Consider the following 18,562-nt stretch of genomic DNA (forward strand, 5'->3'; position numbering starts at 1 on the left):
GCCCCGACCGGGTGGGTAGGTGGGCCACCGGGGTGGTGCCGGTCAGGCGACCGGGCTGAACGTCCACAGCAGGTTGGTGCTCTGCTGCCACGTCCACTGCTTGGTCACGGATCCTGAGGCGACTCTTCCGCCGCTGTCGAGGACGAGCCCCGTGCTGCGGTTGGCGATCGAGTACTGGCCCTGGCCGCGGTGGGTGATCCGCCACTGCTGCGTGTCGCTGCCGTCCCAGGCCTTCTGCCGGGCCGGGTCACCGTTGGTAGTGGAGCCCCAGCCGTCGGCGACCATGCCGTTGGTGCGGTTGACGAGCTTGTAGTAGCCGTCGTCGAGTTCGGTTGCCTGCCACTGGAGATTGGAGTTGCTTATCGGCTGCCACTGCTTCAGGTTCGAGCCGCTGGCGACATTGCCGCCGCTGTCCAGCGCCAGGCGGCTGGTGACATTGGTCAGGCGGAAGTACTTGTCGGGCCTGAACGTCACCTTCAGTGATCTGATCGCGTCATTGTTGCCGGTCGCCACGAGGTCGGGTGTGTTCGCTGTGAACGTCCAGGCGGTGCCGGTGAAGTTGTCGCCGGAGTAGCCCGTCACCTGGTAGCCGTCTGGTACCAGGAGGGAGGAGGCCATGGCCGGCCCCAGGCCGGCGGCGGACAGCTGGGAGGAGGTGTAGCTCCCCAGCGGCAGAACGGCGCTGCTGCCTTGGTAGTTGACGTTCTGGAACACCGCCGCGGAAACCCTGATGGGCATGCCCTGGACCTCGACGCACACCACGGAGACGTTGGCGTCCGGCGTGGTGGCCGGCACGGTGACGTTGATGGTGCCGCCGCTGACGGTGTACGAAAGCGAGGCCGAGGGGTTGTTCAGCAGATAGACGCGGCGGATCGTGTTGTCGGGCGCCGGGATCCGCAGCTGGCCGTTCGTGGGCCAGGTGAAGACATGGGCGAAGAGCTTGCCGTTCTTCTTGGTGACCTTCCCCCAGGAGGGTTCGGTGGCGAACGGGCTGCCGCTGGTGCCGTGGATGCTGTCGCTGTACGTCGACATCCATGAGGCCAGGCCGTTGAGGACGGTCTCCGTTCCTGCGGTGACCAAGCCCTCGCCCGTGGGGCCGATGTTCAACAGATAGTTGCCGTCCCGGGAGACCACCGTGACGAGTTCCCGGACGATGTCCTTCAAGGGCCTGTAGCTGGTCTCACGCCCCGCGTTGTAACCCCAGGAGCCGTTCATGGTGGCGCACTTCTCCCACTGCCGGTCCATCGGCGCGCTGGGTATCCCGAACTCCGCGACCGCGTAGTCGCCGAGACCGAGGTCCCGCTTGACCCGTTCGTTGATGATCAGACCGGGCTTGCGGGCAATCAGCCAGTTGTAGAGGTCGACGCCGTCCGATTTCAGCCACCAGTCCTGCAGAGTGGGACTGGAAGGCTCGCCGGACCAGTCGCCGTCGAACCACAGCAGTGCCGGGTCGTAGCGGTCCAGCAGTTCCTGAAGCTGCGCCTTCATGTCGGCGATGTAGGCGGTGCGTGCGGCCTGCGAGGACATCGTGGTGAAACCGCCCTGGTAGCGGTCGGTCTGTGACGGATGGTTCCAGTCGAGGATCGAGTAGTACAGGCAGAACTTGATCCCGCGGCTCTCGCACTCCCTCTTGAGGTCCCCGAGCAGGTCGGTCTGGAAGCCGCTGTAGTCGTGCAGGTTGTACAGCTTGGTGCCGGTGGTGTCGGTGAAGCTCGCCACGTCGGAGTCCCACATCGCGAAGCCCTCGTGATGCTTGGCGGTGATCACGAGGTACTTCATGCCGGCGTTCTTGGCCAGTTCGGCGACGGCGGCGGCGTTGAACTGGCTCGGGTCGAACTTCTGGCTGACCTGGGTCTGGTAACTCGCCTTGCTCCACCGCTCCTGGTCCATCGCCCACTCGCCGTGGCCGAGATACGAGTAGGACCCGAAGTGGATGAACATCCCGAACCGGGCCTGGTACCACCAGTCCATCTTCGAGGGGACGGAATACGCCTCCGCGGTAGAGGGCCACAGCGCCTGCGGCAGCCCGAAGGCCGCCACTCCCCCGGCGAGGGCGGCGGCCTTCATCAGAGAGCGTCTGCTGAAGGAAGCAGAGGACATGGTGCGGCTCCATGTGTTGGGGGAGGGAGGGCAGGGCGCTAGGAGCGGAACACCGGCGTGGCGGTCGTGTTCCGCTTCACCCTCTAGAGGACATCGGATGGATTTATAGGGGAACAGTGAGGGCTGTGTCTACAGTTGAGGCGATACCAGTCCAAGCCGAGAGGGAAAGGGGATGTTTCAGGCGGTATGTTAGACCCTGAAAGATCACCCCTTCGGCGAGCGGAGGACTATACATCGGATCTGTAGCGCCGCTATGCACCTACCTATTGTTCTTGGTTGTGGCCTGCTGCTCCACGGCGGGAAGCCGGCGGGCATGGCCCGCCACTTGGCTGGCCGCAGCAGCCGGGCCGCGTCGATGATGTCGGCCCGCAGAACGCGGCCGGGTGCGCATGGCTGTGCCGTCTGGTGCCCGCCGCGCAGGTACGCGGCCCTTCTGGTGCCGTCTTTCCGATCGCCGTCCCGGAGCCGCTTGACGTTGCCGTGGGGTCGGCGGAGGGCCACGCCGCCGAGCTGCACCGCGCCAGCATCGGGCACGTGCTCGGCTACGAGACCGAGGTCCCGCATCCGGCGCGTGGGTCGGTCCCGGTGCCCCTCGACGGTGACCGCCACCGGCATGTAGACAGGCCGGTTGGCGACCTGTCCGTCCCTGACCTTCACGTTCACACAGTCGATGAAGTCGACCGGGTAAACCGCGTCCAGCGGACAGTTCTGCCATTTGGTCATGCCGGCCATCACGCTGTCGGTGATCGTGGAGATCGTGGACTTGGAGATCTCCGCGCCGTACACCTCGGCCAGATGCGCGGAGATCTCCCCATGCGTGAGCCCTTTTGCCGACAGCGACAGCACCATCTCGTCCACTCCGCCCAGCCGCCGCCGGCGCTTCTTGACCAGCTGCGGCTCGAAGGACCCGGCCCTGTCCCGTGGCACCTCGATCTCCATCGGCCCCGACTCGGTGATCACCGTCTTCGGGTCGTTGCCCGAGGGCGGCCCGAAGCGGCGCCACTACTCCACCCAGTACGCGGTACGTGCCACGATCCCCATCAGCGTGCGCTCCGGCATCCGGGCCTTGACCTCCTGCTCCAGCCGCTTCGCCGAGGGCCGCTGCCCTTCGGAACGGTGCGGCTTCAGCGACGGGATGCCGGTCTCCGGGTCGATGACCAGGCCCTCGTTGTCCGGGTACCCGGCATCGGCCGCCGCAGCGGCGCCGCGCGGCTTGTCCTCCAGCTGCCGGCGGAAGGACACCGCGTTGAAGGAAACGGCCTCGCCCTCCTCGCACAGCCCGACCTCCACCAGGTAGTCGGCCAGCTGTTCCTGGATGTCCTCCCACGCGAGCAGCTGCTCGGACCAGTCGGCGTACTCCTCCGAGCCGACCACCGCGACGTCCCCGGTGCGCAGTTCCTCGGCGAGGTGGGTGAAGACCATCGCCTCGAAGTGCTTGCGCACGAACCGGCTCGGCCGGGTCTTGTCGAGCACTCGCCGCGGGCGCTCTCGTGGCGCATCGCGTGGGCGAGCGCGGCCAGCACCCGCCCGTCCTCGGACGTGGTGGTGAACTCCAGCTTCTCCGCCAGGTCGAACATCACCGACCGGTCCCGGCCGAGCTGCCCGTACAGCAGCACCTCCCAGAAGTTGCCGTGATGCGCGGAGACCTTCTCGATCTGCTCGTACTGCCCCGCGAACCCGCCGAAGCCCTCCACTGCCTTGGTGACCGCCCCCAGGCCGCCGGCCTGCACCAACTGGGCCCTCGCCAGGGCGAGCACGGCCGGGGAGACCTCCCCGCCCAGGCGCCGGGCGACCTCCTCCACCGGCGCCGCCTCGTCCAGCCCGTCCAGGGCCTTCACGGCGTCGGCGGTCATCGCGGCGGCCTTCGTCAGCGCTTCCTGGGCTGGGCCGCCGTCGTCGAGGTTCTTGAGCACGGTGCGGTAGTTCCCGATCAGGGCTCGACGATCTCCCGCTCGGCGAGCCGGATCTCCTCCAGCTCCTCCTTGGCCTTCTTGATCTTCATGGCGATGCGCTTGCAGAACATGGTCGCCAGGTCGTCCCGTACCCACATCCGGGCCTTGTGGGCGAGGCAGGCCAGCAGCGCGATCCGCTTGACGGCCGCGTAGTCCCGCAGTTCGGAGGCGTCCGCCGCATCCGCTTCCCCGGCGAAGTCGGTGACCTTCGGCGCGGCGACGCCGTCCACCCACACCGCGGTGTCGCCGAGCTCGTCCAGCCATTCCAGGTGCGTGAACAGGCGCTTGAAGTGCGACCAGCTCGGACCCTGGGCCGTCTGCTTCAGCCGGTTGAACTGCGTGGTGCCGTCGCTGTCGCGCTCGTCCAGCAGCCGCAGCATCCCCGCCTGCTCCGCAAGGCTCATCCGGTCGTGGATGCCGCAGCAGATCGAGGTGTTCACCTCGGTGCGGATCGTGGAGGCCATCGTGTCGAAGGTGGAGAACGCCGGCAGTTCCAGCCCGGCCGCCACCACCTTCTCCAGCGCGATATTGATCAGGTCGGCGGGGCGGTTCTTCGACGCGGCCTCCTTGCGGATCGCCGCCTCAGCGATCTGCCGGGCCTGGGCCTGCCGGTACTTCGGCCCCACCCGCAGCCGCACCTCCGCACGCTGCCGCTCGGCGGTGCGGCCCGTCTCGTACAGCGGGAGCGTGTCCTCCGGCAGCTCGACCGTGCGGCGGACGAAGTCGACCACCATCGCCGGATACTCATCCGGCTTCGGGAACCGGCCCATCCGCTGGTACGACTTCAGCGCCAGCAACAGCGCGAGCTGATGGCCGTCGGAGTCCATCCGCTCAGCGGCCCACGCTGCCTCCGCCCGCGTCGGCGCGAAGAAGAGATGCAGCTCATGCGCGGTGATCAGCCGCTTGAACCGCGGGTACGCGGTCCGCTCGATCGAGGTCACAAGTCCCGCCCCAGGCCCGAGATCAGTCGGTATCAGCACCAACGACCTTCGGCCGAATGGGTGACGGCGGCGACCTCACAGGACCCCAAGATCGAGAACTGGCGGCTTTTGGGCTTACCTCGGCGCTACCCCCTAGCCGCCGACGTCATCGGTGATCACCCGCAGCGCGGGCGGATCGTTGTGCAGGCCAAGCACACCCGTGTCGGCGGGAAGGTGGGGTCATCGGTGATGTACGAGGTTAAGGGGACGGCTGGACCGGCCCATAAAGCCGATCACGCTGTCGTCGTCACCAACGGGGCCTTCACCCGCAACGCCATGGCGTGGGGTGACCGGCACGGCGTGCACTGGGTCGACCGGGAGAAACTGCAGCGCTGGGCCGAGAATGGCGCCGCGCTGCATGAACTTCTCGGAGTATTCGCGCGCTTGCGCCCGAGCTGGTTCAAGCGCGCTGCCTGAGCAGCAGGGTTCTGGATCATCATCCATTACGTCTGGAGGTGTGGTGTTCGACGAAGACGGGTCGCTCGACCCGACGCTGAAGTTCCTGCTTTACGCGGTCCTCACGCTGGCCGCGGGCAGGATGCTGTGGGAATGGCTCACCGAGGACGTGACCCGGTGGATCACCGTTGACCTGTGGGGCCTGATAGCCGACCACCCGTGGTGGACCAGCCTCATCGCCGTCAGCGGACTGCTCGTGCTCTTCCTGCTCGGCAAGCTCCTGTCATTCCTGCTTGACGCCGGTATCTACGTCGGCCCGGACGACACGTTCGCCGATACAAACGACAATTCAGTCGACCCGGACGTGCTGACGTTCAAGATGAAACAGCTGTCCGCGATGAGCGCGACAGGCTTCGAGCAGGCGTGTGCCGATCTTCTGGCGCGTGACGGATTCCGGAGTCCGCGGCGGGTCAGCGGCGCTGGGGACCTCGGCGTGGACGTCACCGCCCGTGATGACGAAGACCGTCTCCTGATCCTGCAGTGCAAGCAGTACCAGAACCCAGTCGGATCAGGGCACGTGCAGAAGTTCAACGGGACAGCCCGGCTGCACCACGGAGCCGACCTGCCCATCATGATCGCGCTCAACAGCTTCACCCAGCCGGCAGTCGACTTCGCCCAGCACCACCAGCTCATCCTCATGGGCCGCCCGGAACTGAAGAAATGGGCCCATGGTCAGCACCTCTACGACGTCCTCGGCATTCAGAGCATGACACCGTGAGGCCAGTTCGACTGCCATCCGGCAGCCGCACCCGCGATAGCGGTGCACACACCGCTTCTTTGTATGGCATACACCGCCCGGTCCGTGGACCGCCTCACGCCGTGTGTAGGGCGGGCCCCTTCGCGGGAACAACTCGATGCCCATTCAGCGTGGTCCGAAGCTCGGCCGCCAACAATGCGCCTATGTGTGCTTCTTCAACGCCCAGACAGGGATAGCAACACGATGCGCCCCTGCAACGCGACACGGACCAGGTCGTCGGCCACCGCGGAAGCAAACAAACCTGCTCACCGGCCTTGGGGCCAACCCGACCGCCTCCGGCGTGGTCACCGGTGTCGGCGGTGTCGGGAGCCTGGTCGGCGCGCGCTGTTCGCCCCGAAGATCGCGCGCCAGTTCGGCGTTGGACGGAAGGTCATCATCTGGTTCGCGGTCAGCCCGCTCGCCCAGGTTCTCCCTCCTCCTCGCCGGTCTCGGACGCAGGAGACAGGTCGCCCTGGCCCCGACGCTTGCCGTAGGTACGTGCGCCGGGCCGGCTGCCGCCGCCGCGGCAGCCTGCTCTCCAGCGGTCTTACTCGGCCTGCTCGGACTGCGCCTCGCCCTGGGCCGGTGCAGCCGTGTGGGGGCGTTGTAGAAGACGGATGCGCCCTGCTTGCTGCGCTGGGCCTGGTTCTTGGCGACGAGCCCTTCGAGGGTGGTGCGCACGACGGTGGTCTTGATGCCGCGCTCGGGATGGGCCTGGCCAAGGGCGGTGGCGACTTCCGACGCGGAGCGCGGTTCACCCTGTTTCTGCGTTGTCAGCTCGGTGGTGGCCGTTGTGCTATCCGACATGAGGTTGACCTTTCTCTGTTCCCTGGCTGGGTGTGCCAGGTCTTTGGCGCAGGCATAGAGCGCCACGTGCGTGTGTTCTCAGGCTGGTGCCTGAAGGTAGGTCGGCGGTCACTGCTGTGAAACAGCCAGCACACTGGATAGTACGGATGAGTGAAGTGTGTTGTTTCTCTTGAGCGATGTCTATTGCTCGAGCTGAGCTTCAAGGCTGGCGCACATGCTGCTGCTCGGGGCGTAGTGCAGAGCGGATTGAAGGGCACTCGTGGGGGAGCTGCCACAGGACGTCGTCGGTGTCCCGTTGGTGGCACCAGGCGGTCACAATGAGGGGCGCCAGCCGGCCGAGCAACTCTGCGGTCTGGTGGTGGGAGTGCCCGCACAGACGGGCGAGGGCGTCCATGTCGGCGTGGTGGTGGACACGTGCGGTGAAGCTTCTCCGTGTGACTGGAGACCGGCACATGAGGTTCCAGCGAAAGTAGTGTCAGGTGGGCAGCCAATATTCCAAGCGGTATTCGGAGGAGTACAAGCGGGACGCGATCACTCTCGCCCGTTCCCCCGGCAAGGCGATCAGGGAGGTCGTGAGGGATCTGGGGGGTGAGCTCGGAGAGCCTGCGCGGCTGGGTCAAACGCGACCGGATCGACTGCGGCGAGGACAACACGGGCGAGCTGACCAGCGTGGAAGGTGAGGAACACAAGCTGCTGCGCAGGCAGAACATCGAGCAGCAGAAGACGATCGAGATCCTGAAAGCGGCGGCCTTCTTCGCCCAGGACAGCGACCCGTGAGCGAGGTCTACCGGTTCATCGCCGCAGAGAAGGCCGCGTATCCGGTGGCTCTGCTGTGCCGTATCCTGGACGTGGCCCGTTCCTCGTTCTACGCCTGGTCGGAGGCGGAACAGCCCGGTAGACCCGGATGCGTGCCGACGACGCGCTCGTTCACGAGATCACCGTGATCCACCTGGCCTCCAAAAGAGCCTCCGGTGTCCCACGAGTGTCCGCTGAGCTGCGGCGGCTGGGACGGGCAGTCAACCGCAAGCGGCTGGAGCGGCTCATGCGCGAGCGCGGGATCGCCAGTGTGACGCGCCGAAGACACCGCTCGCTGACCCGGCCCGACAAGCGAGCAGGGCCGGCCCCGGAACGGTGACCGGAGTGTCGGGGCAGGCCGCAACGCTCTGAGCCCAAGCCTGCTGCTCGGCCAGGTCGACCGACAGGACCCACTGGAAAGTCTTTCTCCGGAAGAAGGCCGAGGCTGCGGGTGCCAGGTCGACGAGTGCAGCGCCCTGGTACTCACACAGCCCAGGACAGGATCACCAGCGTGCCCTGAGCTTGAGGCGTGGTCAACCTCGGCCAGCTGAACGGGAGCCACGGTCCGGTCAACCGGCCTGCTGCCGTGCCTCGTCGATCCGCTCACGGAAGGGCAATAGCCGCTCCGCGAGGGCGGGCATAGCATCCGCCAATTCCTCCAGATCCCTCACTGCCTCGACCAGCAAGTCAGTCGATGGCTCCCCAGTTAGGAAATCGTCCAGGCATTGGACCGCTTGTTCCCAACGCGACAGCGCACACATGACAACTAACAGATTGGCCTTTCCCCAGGCAGCCTCCTGACCGGCTTCCTCTGACACACGTCTGAAAACCTCAGCGGCCCGTGCCAGCCATTCTTCCTGACCAGGCTCACCCAAAGCATGCAGCACCAACGCCTTCTCATACTGCGCCCAGCCCTCATCCGGATCGAGGTAGATGGCACGGTTGAGGTCCGTGAGCGCGTTGCAATACTGGCCCATAGCGCGGTAGATCTGGCCGCGCCCCACAAGGAAGAGTGGGTCGAAGCCGCGCTCGATGGCGTGGTTGAAGTCGGTGAGGGCGTCTTCGTAGCGTCCCATGCGACGGTAGGTTTCGCCGCGCTCGGCGATGACCCAGTCCGTGTCTGGCTTGAGTTGGATGGCGCGGGTGAAGTCGGTGAGGGCTTCTTCGAAGCGTTCCATGTGCCGGTAGGTCTGGCCGCGGCTGACGATGGCGAAGTCGTAGTTGGGGTTGAGGCCGATGGCGCGGGTGAAGTCGGTGAGGGCTTCTTCGAAGTGTCCCATGAGCCGGTGAGTTTCGCCGCGGTCGGCGATGGCCCAGCTGTAGTTGGGGTCGAGTTCGATGGCGCGGTTCAGGTCGGTGAGGGCGTCTTCGTAGTGTCCCATGAGTCGGTAGGTTTGGCCGCGGTTGGCGATGGCCCAGCTGTAGTTGGGGTCGAGTTCGATGGCGTGGTTGAAGTCGGTGAGGGCGTCTTCGTAGCGTCCCATGCGACGGTAGGTTTCGCCGCGCTCGGCGATGACCCAGTCCGTGTCTGGCGTGAGTTGGATGGCGCGGGTGAAGTCGGTGAGGGCTTCTTCGAAGCGTTCCATGTGCCGGTAGGTCTGGCCGCGGCTGACGATGGCGAAGTCGTAGTTGGGGTTGAGGCCGATGGCGCGGGTGAAGTCGGTGAGGGCTTCTTCGAAGTGTCCCATGAGCCGGTGAGTTTCGCCGCGGCTGGCGATGGCCCAGCTGTAGTTGGGGTCGAGTTCGATGGCGCGGTTCAGGTCGGTGAGGGCGTCCTCGTACCGGCCCATGAGTCGGTAGGTTTGGCCGCGGTTGGCGATGGCCCAGCTGTAGTTGGGGTCGAGTTCGATGGCGCGGGTGAAGTCGCTGAGGGCCTCCTCGTACCGGCCCATCAGCAGGTATGTCTCGCCGCGGCTGGTGATGGCGAAGTCGTAGTTGGGGTTGAGGCCGATGGCCCGGGTGAAGTCGGTGAGGGCTTCCTCGTACCGGCCCATGAGCTGGCTGGTTTGGCCGCGGTTGGCGATGGCCCAGCTGTAGTTGGGGTCGAGTTCGATGGCGCGGTTCAGGTCGGTGAGGGCGTCCTCGTACCGGCCCATGAGCCGGTATGTGTGCCCACGATCAGCGATGACCCATTCGAGGTTTGGGTTGAGTTGGATGGCGTGGTTCAGGTCGGTGAGGGCGTCCTCATAGCGTTCCATGTGCCGGTATGTCTCGCTGCGGCTGGCGATGGCCCAGCTGTAGTTGGGGTCGAGTTCGATGGCGCGGGTGAAGTCGCTGAGGGCCTCCTCGTACCGGCCCATCAGCAGGTATGTTTCGCCACGATCAGCTATGGCCCAGTCGAGGTTTGGGTTGAGTTGGATGGCGTGGTTCAGGTCGGTGAGGGCGTCGTCAAAGCGGCCCATGGCGCGGTAGGTCTGACCGCGGCTGGCGATCGCGACAGCGTCAGCAGGATCGAGGCCGATTGCATGGTTGAGGTCCGTGAGAGCGTCGTCGTGGCGCCCCATAATCCGGTAGGTCTCACCACGGCCGAAGTAGGCACGTGCGAAACCAGGCACCAAAGCGAAGGCTTCCTCGTAGTCGCTGACGGCTTGTTCATAGTGTCCCGCGTTGCGACGGTCCCGGCCACGCAGGGTGAAGGCCAGAGCTCGGCCAGGGACGTCGAGGGTGTCCTGATGAAGTAGGAGCGTCAAAGCGGCGATCCCGGGGCCGGAAGTGTCCTCCAGCGCAGTGAGGATCTGTTGCCCCCAGTGGGTGAGAGTGCTGGTGCTGGTGTCGTGACCCGCTTGAGTGAGCATCTGTGCCCAGCGGCGGAGGGCGGCGGTGCCATAGTTATAGGCATCCAGGAGTTCACGAAGTGCATCAGCCAGGGCTTGCTCAGGCGTGGCGCACAAGCGGTGGTAAGTCTCTTGCAACTTGTGCTCGCGCCAGCGACGGTCCTCCCACCACTGCTTGACGTCTTGGACGGGGGCGCCGTTCTGAAGCTCGTGACGCCAGGTTCGGAAGGTGTCGGCCAGGTGGGTGTGCTGTTGGTGCCAGCGGGCGGGGGATCTGGTGCGTTGAAGGCGGAGCATGGTGGTGCGGACAACCTGGTGGTAATGGCAGCGGCCACTGCGGTCGGTGACAAAGGACAAGCCCCGCAGCCAATCGAACAGGTCGACGGCTTCCGGTTCGACAGCAGCACGGTAGATGTCCTCGTTCAACTCCTGTGGCAAAGCGCAAGCTTGTGCGGCAGCCCGCCGAGCAGGGTCTGCTTCCCACTTCAGGAATCGCTCTACGGCCGTGCCGCTGGCATCACCGATCTCCTCCACCTTGGTAGGCCGGGACTCGGCCAGCAGGGACAGCAGGACCGGCAGACGGCCGGAAAGCTGGAGGATGACTTCGACCACTCGCTCGTCCGTGACCTGTCTGGACGTCAGGAATTGACGAGCTTCAGTCTCGGTGAAGACGTCCAGCGGCAGGGTTGCTATCAGACTCATATGCTCGCCCCAGCACCGAGAGTCCAGATGTCCTTGCCCGGCGAGAACCACGATGATGTTTGTCGGCAGTTCCCCGTACTGGTCGCTGAGGGCAAGATCCCGAAGCCATACATCAAGCGCGGGGCCGGTGCGCTCGTAGGCGTCGAAGAAGAGCACCACCCACTCCTGCCGGCCTGCAGCTTCGGCCAACTCCTCTAGGAAGACCGGCGTGAGCACCTGCACTGGCGACATCACCAGTCGCACGTCGTCGTGGCTGCGTAGACGGGCGCTGAGCGCTGCTCGCCACCGGTCCATCGACGCGGCCACACGATTGGGATCCATCGCTCCCGTGACCAGCCCGAGCCCCGGCACCATGCCCGCCCCCACCAGACCGATCTGAGAGACGAACATGCTCGATGCGGAGGGAGGAACTGGCACGGGTACCTCTTGGCTGCCGCTCGCGCAGCTGGGCTCGGAGACGTCGGGTATGACGGCTTCGGCCTCGTGCCTCCGCTGCCGGTACAGCCCGAGCTGCTTGTCGAAACCTTTCAGTGTCGCTCCCTGCGACGTGAGCTGTGCGCTGATGGATTCCATCGCCTCAACGACGCTGACGCACCCCTCATCCACCCATGCGGTGACTGCCCCCGCCTTCCGCGCGAGAGCCGCCCACTGCCGCACCAGCGTCGACTTGCCGACCCCGGACGGGCCAGAGACGTGAAACAGCAGCTCAGGTCCACTCTCCGGATCAGCCACCAGATTGCTCCGGAACGCGGCTATCTCCCCGTGACGCCCCACAAACCCCGCGCGGCGCTTCTCCCCGATCAGCTCCAGCCGTGAAAGACGACCCCGCCCAGCCACCAGATGCCCCCTCGCTGTGCAACGTGATGCTCCCCACCATCCTGCCGAATTTGACTCACCTATGCAGCTGGCAGAGTGCAGCCAGACGACGAGGCGGGAAGCCGACGGCGAGGGCGTTGACTACTCGAGGTCGTGCCTTACGAGCCGACTGCCGGATGCGTGAGGCCCCGGCCGGGATTTCTTGTCCTAGGCGCGGCGGGGAGACCGCGACGAAGCAGGACACCACCCGTTGCATTCGCGGGCCCGCCTTACGTGAGGAGTTGGAGATCCAGGTGGGGGGAGGACCGGGGCCCAGCGCGGCGGTCGTGGAAGCCGCGCCTGCCCATCGAATCCGCCCCGGGGCGGCGCTGGCCACCAACCGGTGCCAGTGCGGAGATGCTCAGCCGGAAAGAGGCGAGCACGGAGAGCGCCAGGGCGGGGCCCCAGAGCGACGAGAGCCATGCCCTCCTCAACTGCACAGCTCGATAATGCGGCGGTCGTTTCGTTTGGATCATCGGGTTGTTGGTCCGGGCGTGCCGCTGACTGACGCGCAGTGGGCGCAGATCGAGCCGTTACTTCCCGACCGGACGCCGAAGCGAGGTGGCCGCTGGCGGGATCACCGGTGATCAACGCGATCGCCTTCAAGTTCCAGACCGGAACGCAGTGGGTGCACCTGCCGGAGAAGTACGGCAACTGGCGAGGCGTCTACAACCGGCTGCGGATGTGGGCCGTCGACGGCACCTGGGAGCGGGTGTTCACCGCGCTGATCGCCCAGGCCGACGCGGACGAGGACCTCAATTGGGCCGTGTCGGTGGACTCCACGATCGTGCGCGCGCACCAGCACGCCGCCGGGGCCCGCAAAAAGGGGCTTCGGCCGGCGAGCCGGACGACCACGCCATCGGCCGGTCCCGCGGCGGATTCACCACGAAGATCCACCTCGCCGCCGATGGCAGCTGCCGGCCCCTGGCCTTTCACCTCACCGCCGGACAGGCCGGCGACGCACCAGCATTCGCGCAGGTAATGGCACGTCTGCGTGTTCCGCGCCGACGCGGACGGCCCCGCACCAGGCCAGACGTGGTTCTGGCGGGCAAGGCGTACTTCTCACGCGCGATTCGTGCCCACCTTCACAAGCGCGGGATCCGCGCGGTGATCCCCGTCCCGGCGGACCAGCAGGCCCACCGGCAGCGGCGCGGCAGCCAAGGCGGCAGGCCACCGGCGTTCGACCGCGTGGCCTACAAGCAGCGCAACACCGTCGAGCGGTGCATCAACCGCCTCAAGCAGTGGCGCGGCATCGCCACCCGCTACGAGAAGACAGCGACCATCTATCTGGCTGGACTCCATATCGCGGGAATCTTCCTCTGGTCCGCCCGCAGAACCGAAACCGCCTAGCGGCGGGTGAGGCGGGTGAGAGTGACCCCGTTGGAGAAGGCAGTGCGCTCGGCGACGTTGAAGACGGTGGGGTCGAAGGCGCCGTCGACTACCGGGACTCCGGTACCGGCAACGACCGGATACGTCTTGATCAGCAGCTCGTCAATCTCGGGCAGCAGGGTGCCCGCGAGCTGGCCGCCCCCGCAGAGCCAGATGTCCAGGGCGGCGCCCGCCTCGCCCTTGAGGTCGCGGACGAGGGCCAGCGGATCGCTCGGCACGACGGTGACGGCTGGGTCGGTGTCCGGCTTGAGAGTGCTGGACACCACGTACTGGCGCAGGTGCGCGTACGGGCTGGTGATCCCGTTGTCGAGGGCTGGGCGGTAGGTACCGAGACCCATGACGACGGTGTCGAAACGCCGGTTGGGTGCATCGTCGACGCCGAGGGCCGCGCGATAAGCGGTCGGGATGGTCTCCGGGTACAGGGCGTTCATCCAAGTCGAGTAGGCGGCGGCCTGCTGCTCGTCGCCCTGCGGAAAGAAGTCGAACTCGCCGCCGGGACCGGCGATGCGGCCGTCGAGCGAGGCGCCGATGTAGTACACGAGCTTTCGCAAAATGGTCCCCCACACGTAGTACTCTGATTGAAGTGATCTGAACGTAGTACTACATCTGGAGTGGTGTCAACGGTGAGACGGAATGACCAGCGACGCGCGGCCCTCGTCGACGCGGCGATCGAGGTGCTGGCCCGGGAAGGCGCGCGCGGGCTGACTTTCCGGGCCGTGGACGCAGAGGCGGCCGTTCCCGCCGGCACGGCGTCCAACTACTTCGCCAGCCGCGACGATCTGTTCACACAGGCCGGCGCCCGGGTTTACGAGCAACTCCAGCCGGACGAGGCCACGATCGCCCGCCAGCAGGAGGCCGACCGCGACCGGGAAACCTACGCAGAACTGATGCGCGAACTCGTCGGCCGCATCGCCTCCTTCCGCACCGGTTACCTCGCGCTGCTGGAACTCCGCCTTGAGGCCACCCGCCGCCCCGAACTACGCAAGGTCCTCACTGAGCGAGTCCGAGGAGACGTCGACGCCAACGTCGCCTACCACGAGGCTTCCGGCCTCCCGGGCGACGCCACGGCCGTCAAGCTGCTCATGCTGACGCTGAACTGGCTGATCGTCGAGCAGCTCACCCTGCCGGACGTCTTCACGGAGGAAGAGCGTGAACAACTGGTGACGGCCGCAGTGGAGCGCATCGTGGCGGCGGAGTAGAGGGCGCGGCCCCAGAAATGACGCCGCTCGGCTGCAGCGGAAGCGGAGTGGACCGGCCTCGGCATGTGCCCACCCTTGCTTCCCTCCGCTGATCCGAAAGAAACGGCCCAGACTAGTCCGGCGCCGGCCCGGTCGCGCTACCGCGTTCGGCAGGAAGGCCCCACCGTGACCTCCTCCTCTTCTGCGTACCGGCCGTCCCTGCTGGGAGTCTTCGGCCACCCGGACGACGAGTCCCTCCTGGCCTGCGGCATCCTGGCCCAGCACGCCGCCGCGGGCGCCGCTATCGCCGTAGTCACCGCCACCTGGGCCCCTGCCAGCCCCCGGGCCGGTGAACTCGCCGACGCCCTGGACATCCTGGGGGCCGGGAAACCGCGGACGCTGGGCTTTGCCGATGCCCGTATACCCGACTCCGCGCCCGGCCGGCCCCGACTCTGCGACACTCCGCTGGACGAGGTGATGGCGCTTCTTGAAAAACATTTCGGCGAGCGACACACCGCTGTCGGCCGGGTCCGCCAGCTCGTGATGTGCGGGACGTGCCACCCGGCCAAGGACGCCTGTGGCGGCGCTACCTGCTGGGCCCCGCTTACACGCGGACGAGGAGGATGGCGGCGGAGGGCATGAGCGAACGCCGGAGGCTGGCCGACCGACCGTTGATCAGCTTGTGGGCAGGAGCCTTCGTCCTGCCGCAATTCGCCTCGCCGGTCGGGCGTGGTCGTGGCGGCCGTCGGTGCGAACTGCGCGGTCGTTTTCAGACGGCGCTGGTCAGTGCCGGGTTCTCGGGGAGCTGCCAGTTGCCGCCGCGGTCCTGCGTCGAAAGGCGCGCGGCGAGGTCGGGGACGTGCAGGAAGCAGGCCAGCGCGGTGGTGGCCTGGAAGACATCGATCGCACGCTGGGTCATCGGCAGGCCCAGGCGCAGCAGGCGCGGGTTGACTTCGCCCTGGATCTCATTGACGAAGGGCCGCAGCACGCGGTCGTAGTTCGCCAGCGCGGTCGGCAGGTCGTCCGGGTGCCGGTTGATCTCTCCGGCCAGGACGTGGGCGCCGACCAGGCCGCCGGAGATGCCCATGCCGCTGTAGGGGGAGGCGCAGTGCGCGGCGTCACCGGCTAGGACCACGCGGCCCTTCGACCAGGTGTCGGTGCGGACCTGGACGACCTCCTGGGAGTAGAAGAACGGGCTGGTCTTCATCCCCTCGATGAAGCGCTCGGTCTGCCATCCGGCATCGCGGAACCTGCTCGCCCAGAACTCCTGCTGGCGCTCGACGGGCGCCCGGTGGATTGCCGAGGCTTCCTCTGATTCTTCCCGTATGACGAAGTACACCTGGGTCTCGGTCGGGTTGTGGCTGCGGCGCATGATCTGACGGCCGCCCGGGACCATGTAGGTGTCCCGGATATTGCTGTCGGACGCGATGCGCGGAATGAACCAGTAGGCCATGTGGATGCCCACCCGCCAGTACGGGTCGAGATCCTCCGGGAGAATCGCTCGCCGGATGCGCGACCCCTGCCCGTCCGCGCCGACCAGGAGGTCGAATTCGCCGGAGGACCCGTCGGAGAAGTGCCCGACGACCTTGTGGACGTCCTGCTCGAAGCCGTCCACGCACACGCCGAAGACGTACTCGGTGTCGCCCTTGGCGGCGTCATGCAGGATGCGTACCAAGTCCCCGCGCATGATCTCGTACTCGGACGTGAGGGTCTGCCGGCCCTTCCCCGAGGTGTTGGCCATGATCGTCGCCTTGGGCTTGCCGCGTGCGTCGATGAAGGCGACGCCCGCCTCGTCCACAAGCTTGCCGCGGACGGCGTCGAGAAGCCCCATTCGCTTGACGGCCTCGATGCCCTGACCTCGCAGATCGACCTGGCCTCCGGCGGCCCGCAGCGCCGGAGCGCGTTCGACAACGGTCACCTGGTGGCCGCCCCGGGTGAGCCAGAGGGCCAGGGCCTGCCCCGCGATCCCACCACCGGCGACGAGGACCCTCAGAGGCTGCTTGTCCGATCCTCTCGCCATGCCCATCCCTCCCAAATCTATCAGTGAAAGATTCCTTTCCCAGGGTCATCTATCAGCGATAGATTGTCAACGTGACCAAGATAAACCGCGAGGCCGTCATCGCTGAGGCACTCGACCTGCTCGACGAGGTCGGGCTGGACGCCGTCAGCACGAGAAGGCTGGCGAGGCGACTGAACGTCGAGCAGCCGTCGCTCTACTGGTACTTCCGCACCAAGAAGGACCTCCTCGCTGCCATGGCAGAGGCGGCGATGACACCCCATACGACCGCGCCCCTGCCGACGCCCGACGACGACTGGCGCGACTGGTTCGCGGACAACACACGCAGCTTCAGGCGCACCCTGCTGATGCGCCGGGACGGCGCACGGCTCCACGCCGGCAGCACCCCCACCGGCGACCTCGATAGGATCCGCCGCAAGATGGACTTCCTCGTGGCCTCCGGCGTCCCTGAGCGGGATGCGCAGATGGCGATGCTGGCCGCAAGCCGCTTCACAGTCGGCAGCGTCCTGGAAGAGCAGGCAGAAACCGACTCCGGTGACAGCGCGGATCTACCGGCCGACGTGCCGGTGATCGATCACGAGTCGGCATTCGAGGCAGGCCTCGCCCTCATCCTGAATGGCCTGGCGCACCGTGTCGGGGTATAGGGAGTCGACTGGTTCCGCGGGTCGGGCGCCAGATGGGTGGGGAGATCCACTGAGCAGGTGTGGGGCCACCCCCGAGTAGAGGGTGGCCGTTTTCAAAAACGACCGGGCTTGCTCCGTGCCTCACTTGGTTGGAGCTTGAAGTGAGTGGGGAGGGCAGGGAGCGAAGAGCAGGTCTTGATCTCCTGCGGGTAGGCTCGGGTCATGACCGGTGAGTGGCGGACGGACCGGATCGGGGCTGCTCTGCGGGGCGAGAATCCGACTGTGCTGAGGCGACTTGAGTCTGGTTTCGCGGTGATCGGGGACGTTCAGTTCCTGCCCGGGTACTCAGTTCTCCTCGCGGACGAGCCGGGTGTTCAACGGCTGTCTGACCTGCCGAGGGCCAAGCGGCTGTCGTTTCTGTCCGACATGGACCAGCTCGGGGAAGCGGTTGAACGGGCCTGCCAGCGGCTGGACCCCGGTTTTCGCCGGGTCAACTTGGAGATTCTGGGCAACACGGACCCGGTCTTGCATGCCCATGTCTGGCCGCGGTTCGAGTGGGAGCCGGCCGAGCTGGTGGGCAAGCCGGTGTGGCTGTATCCGCGTGACAGGTGGAGTGACGAGCGGTTCAGGCTCGGCTCGCAGCATGACGTGCTGCGGGATGCGATCGGCAGCGAACTGGACGAGTTGCGTTCGATGGGCTGACGGTGTGGGCCCGTCGACCGTCAGGTCGGCGGGCCCGGTGAGCGGTGACGGTCAGCAGACGGTCATGGCGTCCTTCGCAGCGGAACGATGTCGGGGATGGCCGTGGGGACGGAGAGGCGGGCGGCTTCCGAGGTCGCCAGAAGGGCGACGATGGTGACCGGCTGCTGGCAGTGCGGACAGTTCCCGGTCGCTGAGGCAATCGGCACTGCCTTGGGGGTGTGGTCCTTGGCGGAGGTTACCCCGGCTGCGATGGTCGCGGCGGTGTTCCGCTGGGCCTGCCGGTCGGGCAGGGCATAGGCGCCGTCGTGGGTGTCCTGGCTGTTGTGCCCCGGTTCCCGCCGGGCAAGGGCGTTGTCTGTGCGCTGCCCTGCCGGAACGGTGATCCGGGCAGTCCCTCGGTCCTGGCCGGTTTCAGGGCGGTGTCATCCATGACCGGGCCGAAGGGGAAGGTGTGGAAGTCGGTGCCCGGTCACCGGGGTGGCCCGATCCGGTATGC

13 protein-coding genes and 4 pseudogenes are annotated in these 18,562 nt (G+C 66.6%); 10 read left to right on the forward strand and 7 right to left on the reverse strand.

Annotated features, from left to right (window positions below; translation table 11 throughout):
• Positions 1-42 precede the first annotated feature (42 nt).
• From ACFZDL_RS27495 to ACFZDL_RS27510, 4 genes and pseudogenes are all read right to left on the reverse strand, one after another.
• Complete coding sequence (locus ACFZDL_RS27495; RefSeq protein ID WP_353596932.1) at positions 43-2,100, reverse strand: alpha-L-fucosidase; 2,058 nt, start codon at positions 2,098-2,100, stop codon at positions 43-45.
• Positions 2,101-2,679: 579 nt separating this feature from the next.
• Positions 2,680-3,081: pseudogene (locus ACFZDL_RS27500) on the reverse strand (transposase); the annotation flags it as partial.
• Between the two features lie 21 nt (positions 3,082-3,102).
• On the reverse strand, positions 3,103-3,573 hold the full coding sequence (locus ACFZDL_RS27505; RefSeq protein ID WP_353596933.1) for a hypothetical protein: 471 nt from the start codon (positions 3,571-3,573) through the stop codon (positions 3,103-3,105).
• A 457-nt stretch (positions 3,574-4,030) separates the two neighbouring features.
• A complete protein-coding gene (locus ACFZDL_RS27510) occupies positions 4,031-4,993 on the reverse strand; it encodes a DUF4158 domain-containing protein (RefSeq protein ID WP_353596934.1) in 963 nt (320 codons plus the stop codon).
• Between the two features lie 135 nt (positions 4,994-5,128).
• On the opposite strand from ACFZDL_RS27510, the pseudogene ACFZDL_RS27515 reads away from it, so the two are divergent.
• From ACFZDL_RS27515 to ACFZDL_RS27535, 5 genes and pseudogenes are all read left to right on the forward strand, one after another.
• Positions 5,129-5,449, forward strand: a pseudogene (locus ACFZDL_RS27515) (restriction endonuclease); the annotation flags it as partial.
• Positions 5,450-5,492: 43 nt separating this feature from the next.
• A complete protein-coding gene (locus ACFZDL_RS27520; RefSeq protein ID WP_353596935.1) occupies positions 5,493-6,206 on the forward strand; it encodes a restriction endonuclease in 714 nt (237 codons plus the stop codon).
• Between the two features lie 1,413 nt (positions 6,207-7,619).
• Positions 7,620-7,808, forward strand: coding sequence for a hypothetical protein (locus ACFZDL_RS27525; protein ID WP_353596936.1), 189 nt, complete (start codon positions 7,620-7,622; stop codon positions 7,806-7,808).
• Positions 7,805-7,975 carry a hypothetical protein gene (locus ACFZDL_RS27530; protein ID WP_353596952.1) on the forward strand — a complete coding sequence of 57 codons (171 nt, stop codon included), beginning with the start codon at positions 7,805-7,807 and terminating at the stop codon, positions 7,973-7,975. Before ACFZDL_RS27525 ends, ACFZDL_RS27530 begins: the two co-directional genes overlap by 4 nt.
• Positions 7,936-8,166, forward strand: coding sequence for an IS3 family transposase (locus ACFZDL_RS27535; RefSeq protein ID WP_353596937.1), 231 nt, complete (start codon positions 7,936-7,938; stop codon positions 8,164-8,166). The genes ACFZDL_RS27530 and ACFZDL_RS27535 overlap by 40 nt, the downstream gene beginning before the upstream one ends.
• A gap of 229 nt (positions 8,167-8,395) precedes the next feature.
• On the opposite strand, the gene ACFZDL_RS27540 is transcribed toward ACFZDL_RS27535, so the two are convergent.
• Complete coding sequence (locus tag ACFZDL_RS27540) at positions 8,396-12,139, reverse strand: tetratricopeptide repeat protein (protein ID WP_353596938.1); 3,744 nt, start codon at positions 12,137-12,139, stop codon at positions 8,396-8,398.
• 467 nt (positions 12,140-12,606) lie between these two features.
• On the opposite strand from ACFZDL_RS27540, the pseudogene ACFZDL_RS27545 reads away from it, so the two are divergent.
• Positions 12,607-13,507, forward strand: a pseudogene (locus ACFZDL_RS27545) (IS5 family transposase).
• Here the strand turns inward: ACFZDL_RS27545 and ACFZDL_RS27550 are convergent.
• Complete coding sequence (locus ACFZDL_RS27550; RefSeq protein ID WP_353596939.1) at positions 13,504-14,097, reverse strand: dihydrofolate reductase family protein; 594 nt, start codon at positions 14,095-14,097, stop codon at positions 13,504-13,506. The pseudogene ACFZDL_RS27545 and the gene ACFZDL_RS27550 sit on opposite strands and share 4 nt — an antisense overlap.
• Positions 14,098-14,157: 60 nt before the next feature.
• Between ACFZDL_RS27550 and ACFZDL_RS27555 the strand changes: the two genes are divergently transcribed.
• Both ACFZDL_RS27555 and ACFZDL_RS27560 read left to right on the forward strand, forming a co-directional pair.
• Positions 14,158-14,745 carry a TetR family transcriptional regulator gene (locus ACFZDL_RS27555; RefSeq protein WP_353596940.1) on the forward strand — a complete coding sequence of 196 codons (588 nt, stop codon included), beginning with the start codon at positions 14,158-14,160 and terminating at the stop codon, positions 14,743-14,745.
• A gap of 165 nt (positions 14,746-14,910) precedes the next feature.
• A pseudogene (locus tag ACFZDL_RS27560) lies at positions 14,911-15,222 on the forward strand (PIG-L family deacetylase); the annotation flags it as partial.
• A gap of 271 nt (positions 15,223-15,493) precedes the next feature.
• On the opposite strand, the gene ACFZDL_RS27565 reads toward ACFZDL_RS27560, so the two are convergent.
• Positions 15,494-16,744, reverse strand: coding sequence for an FAD-dependent monooxygenase (locus tag ACFZDL_RS27565; RefSeq protein WP_353596941.1), 1,251 nt, complete (start codon positions 16,742-16,744; stop codon positions 15,494-15,496).
• A 71-nt stretch (positions 16,745-16,815) separates the two neighbouring features.
• Here ACFZDL_RS27565 and ACFZDL_RS27570 point away from each other — a divergent pair, with 71 nt between their 5' ends.
• Together ACFZDL_RS27570 and ACFZDL_RS27575 are read left to right on the forward strand one after the other, a co-directional pair.
• Entirely contained in the window at positions 16,816-17,385 is a 570-nt protein-coding gene (locus ACFZDL_RS27570) for a TetR/AcrR family transcriptional regulator C-terminal domain-containing protein (RefSeq protein WP_353596942.1), read from the forward strand.
• 201 nt (positions 17,386-17,586) lie between these two features.
• A complete protein-coding gene (locus ACFZDL_RS27575) occupies positions 17,587-18,066 on the forward strand; it encodes a diadenosine tetraphosphate hydrolase (protein ID WP_353596943.1) in 480 nt (159 codons plus the stop codon).
• Positions 18,067-18,562 lie beyond the last annotated feature (496 nt).

The sequence above is a fragment of the Streptomyces sp. NPDC007917 genome, assembly GCF_042959105.1.
Taxonomy (GTDB): domain Bacteria; phylum Actinomycetota; class Actinomycetes; order Streptomycetales; family Streptomycetaceae; genus Streptomyces.

Bases quoted from the DNA above. Each gene is read 5' to 3' on its own strand.
- ACFZDL_RS27495 (WP_353596932.1), bottom strand. From the start codon at position 2,100: ATGTCCTCTGCTTCCTTCAGCAGACGCTCTCTGATGAAGGCCGCCGCC.
- ACFZDL_RS27535 (WP_353596937.1), top strand. From the start codon at position 7,936: ATGCGTGCCGACGACGCGCTCGTTCACGAGATCACCGTGATCCACCTG.
- ACFZDL_RS27565 (WP_353596941.1), bottom strand. From the start codon at position 16,744: ATGGCGAGAGGATCGGACAAGCAGCCTCTGAGGGTCCTCGTCGCCGGT.
- ACFZDL_RS27575 (WP_353596943.1), top strand. From the start codon at position 17,587: ATGACCGGTGAGTGGCGGACGGACCGGATCGGGGCTGCTCTGCGGGGC.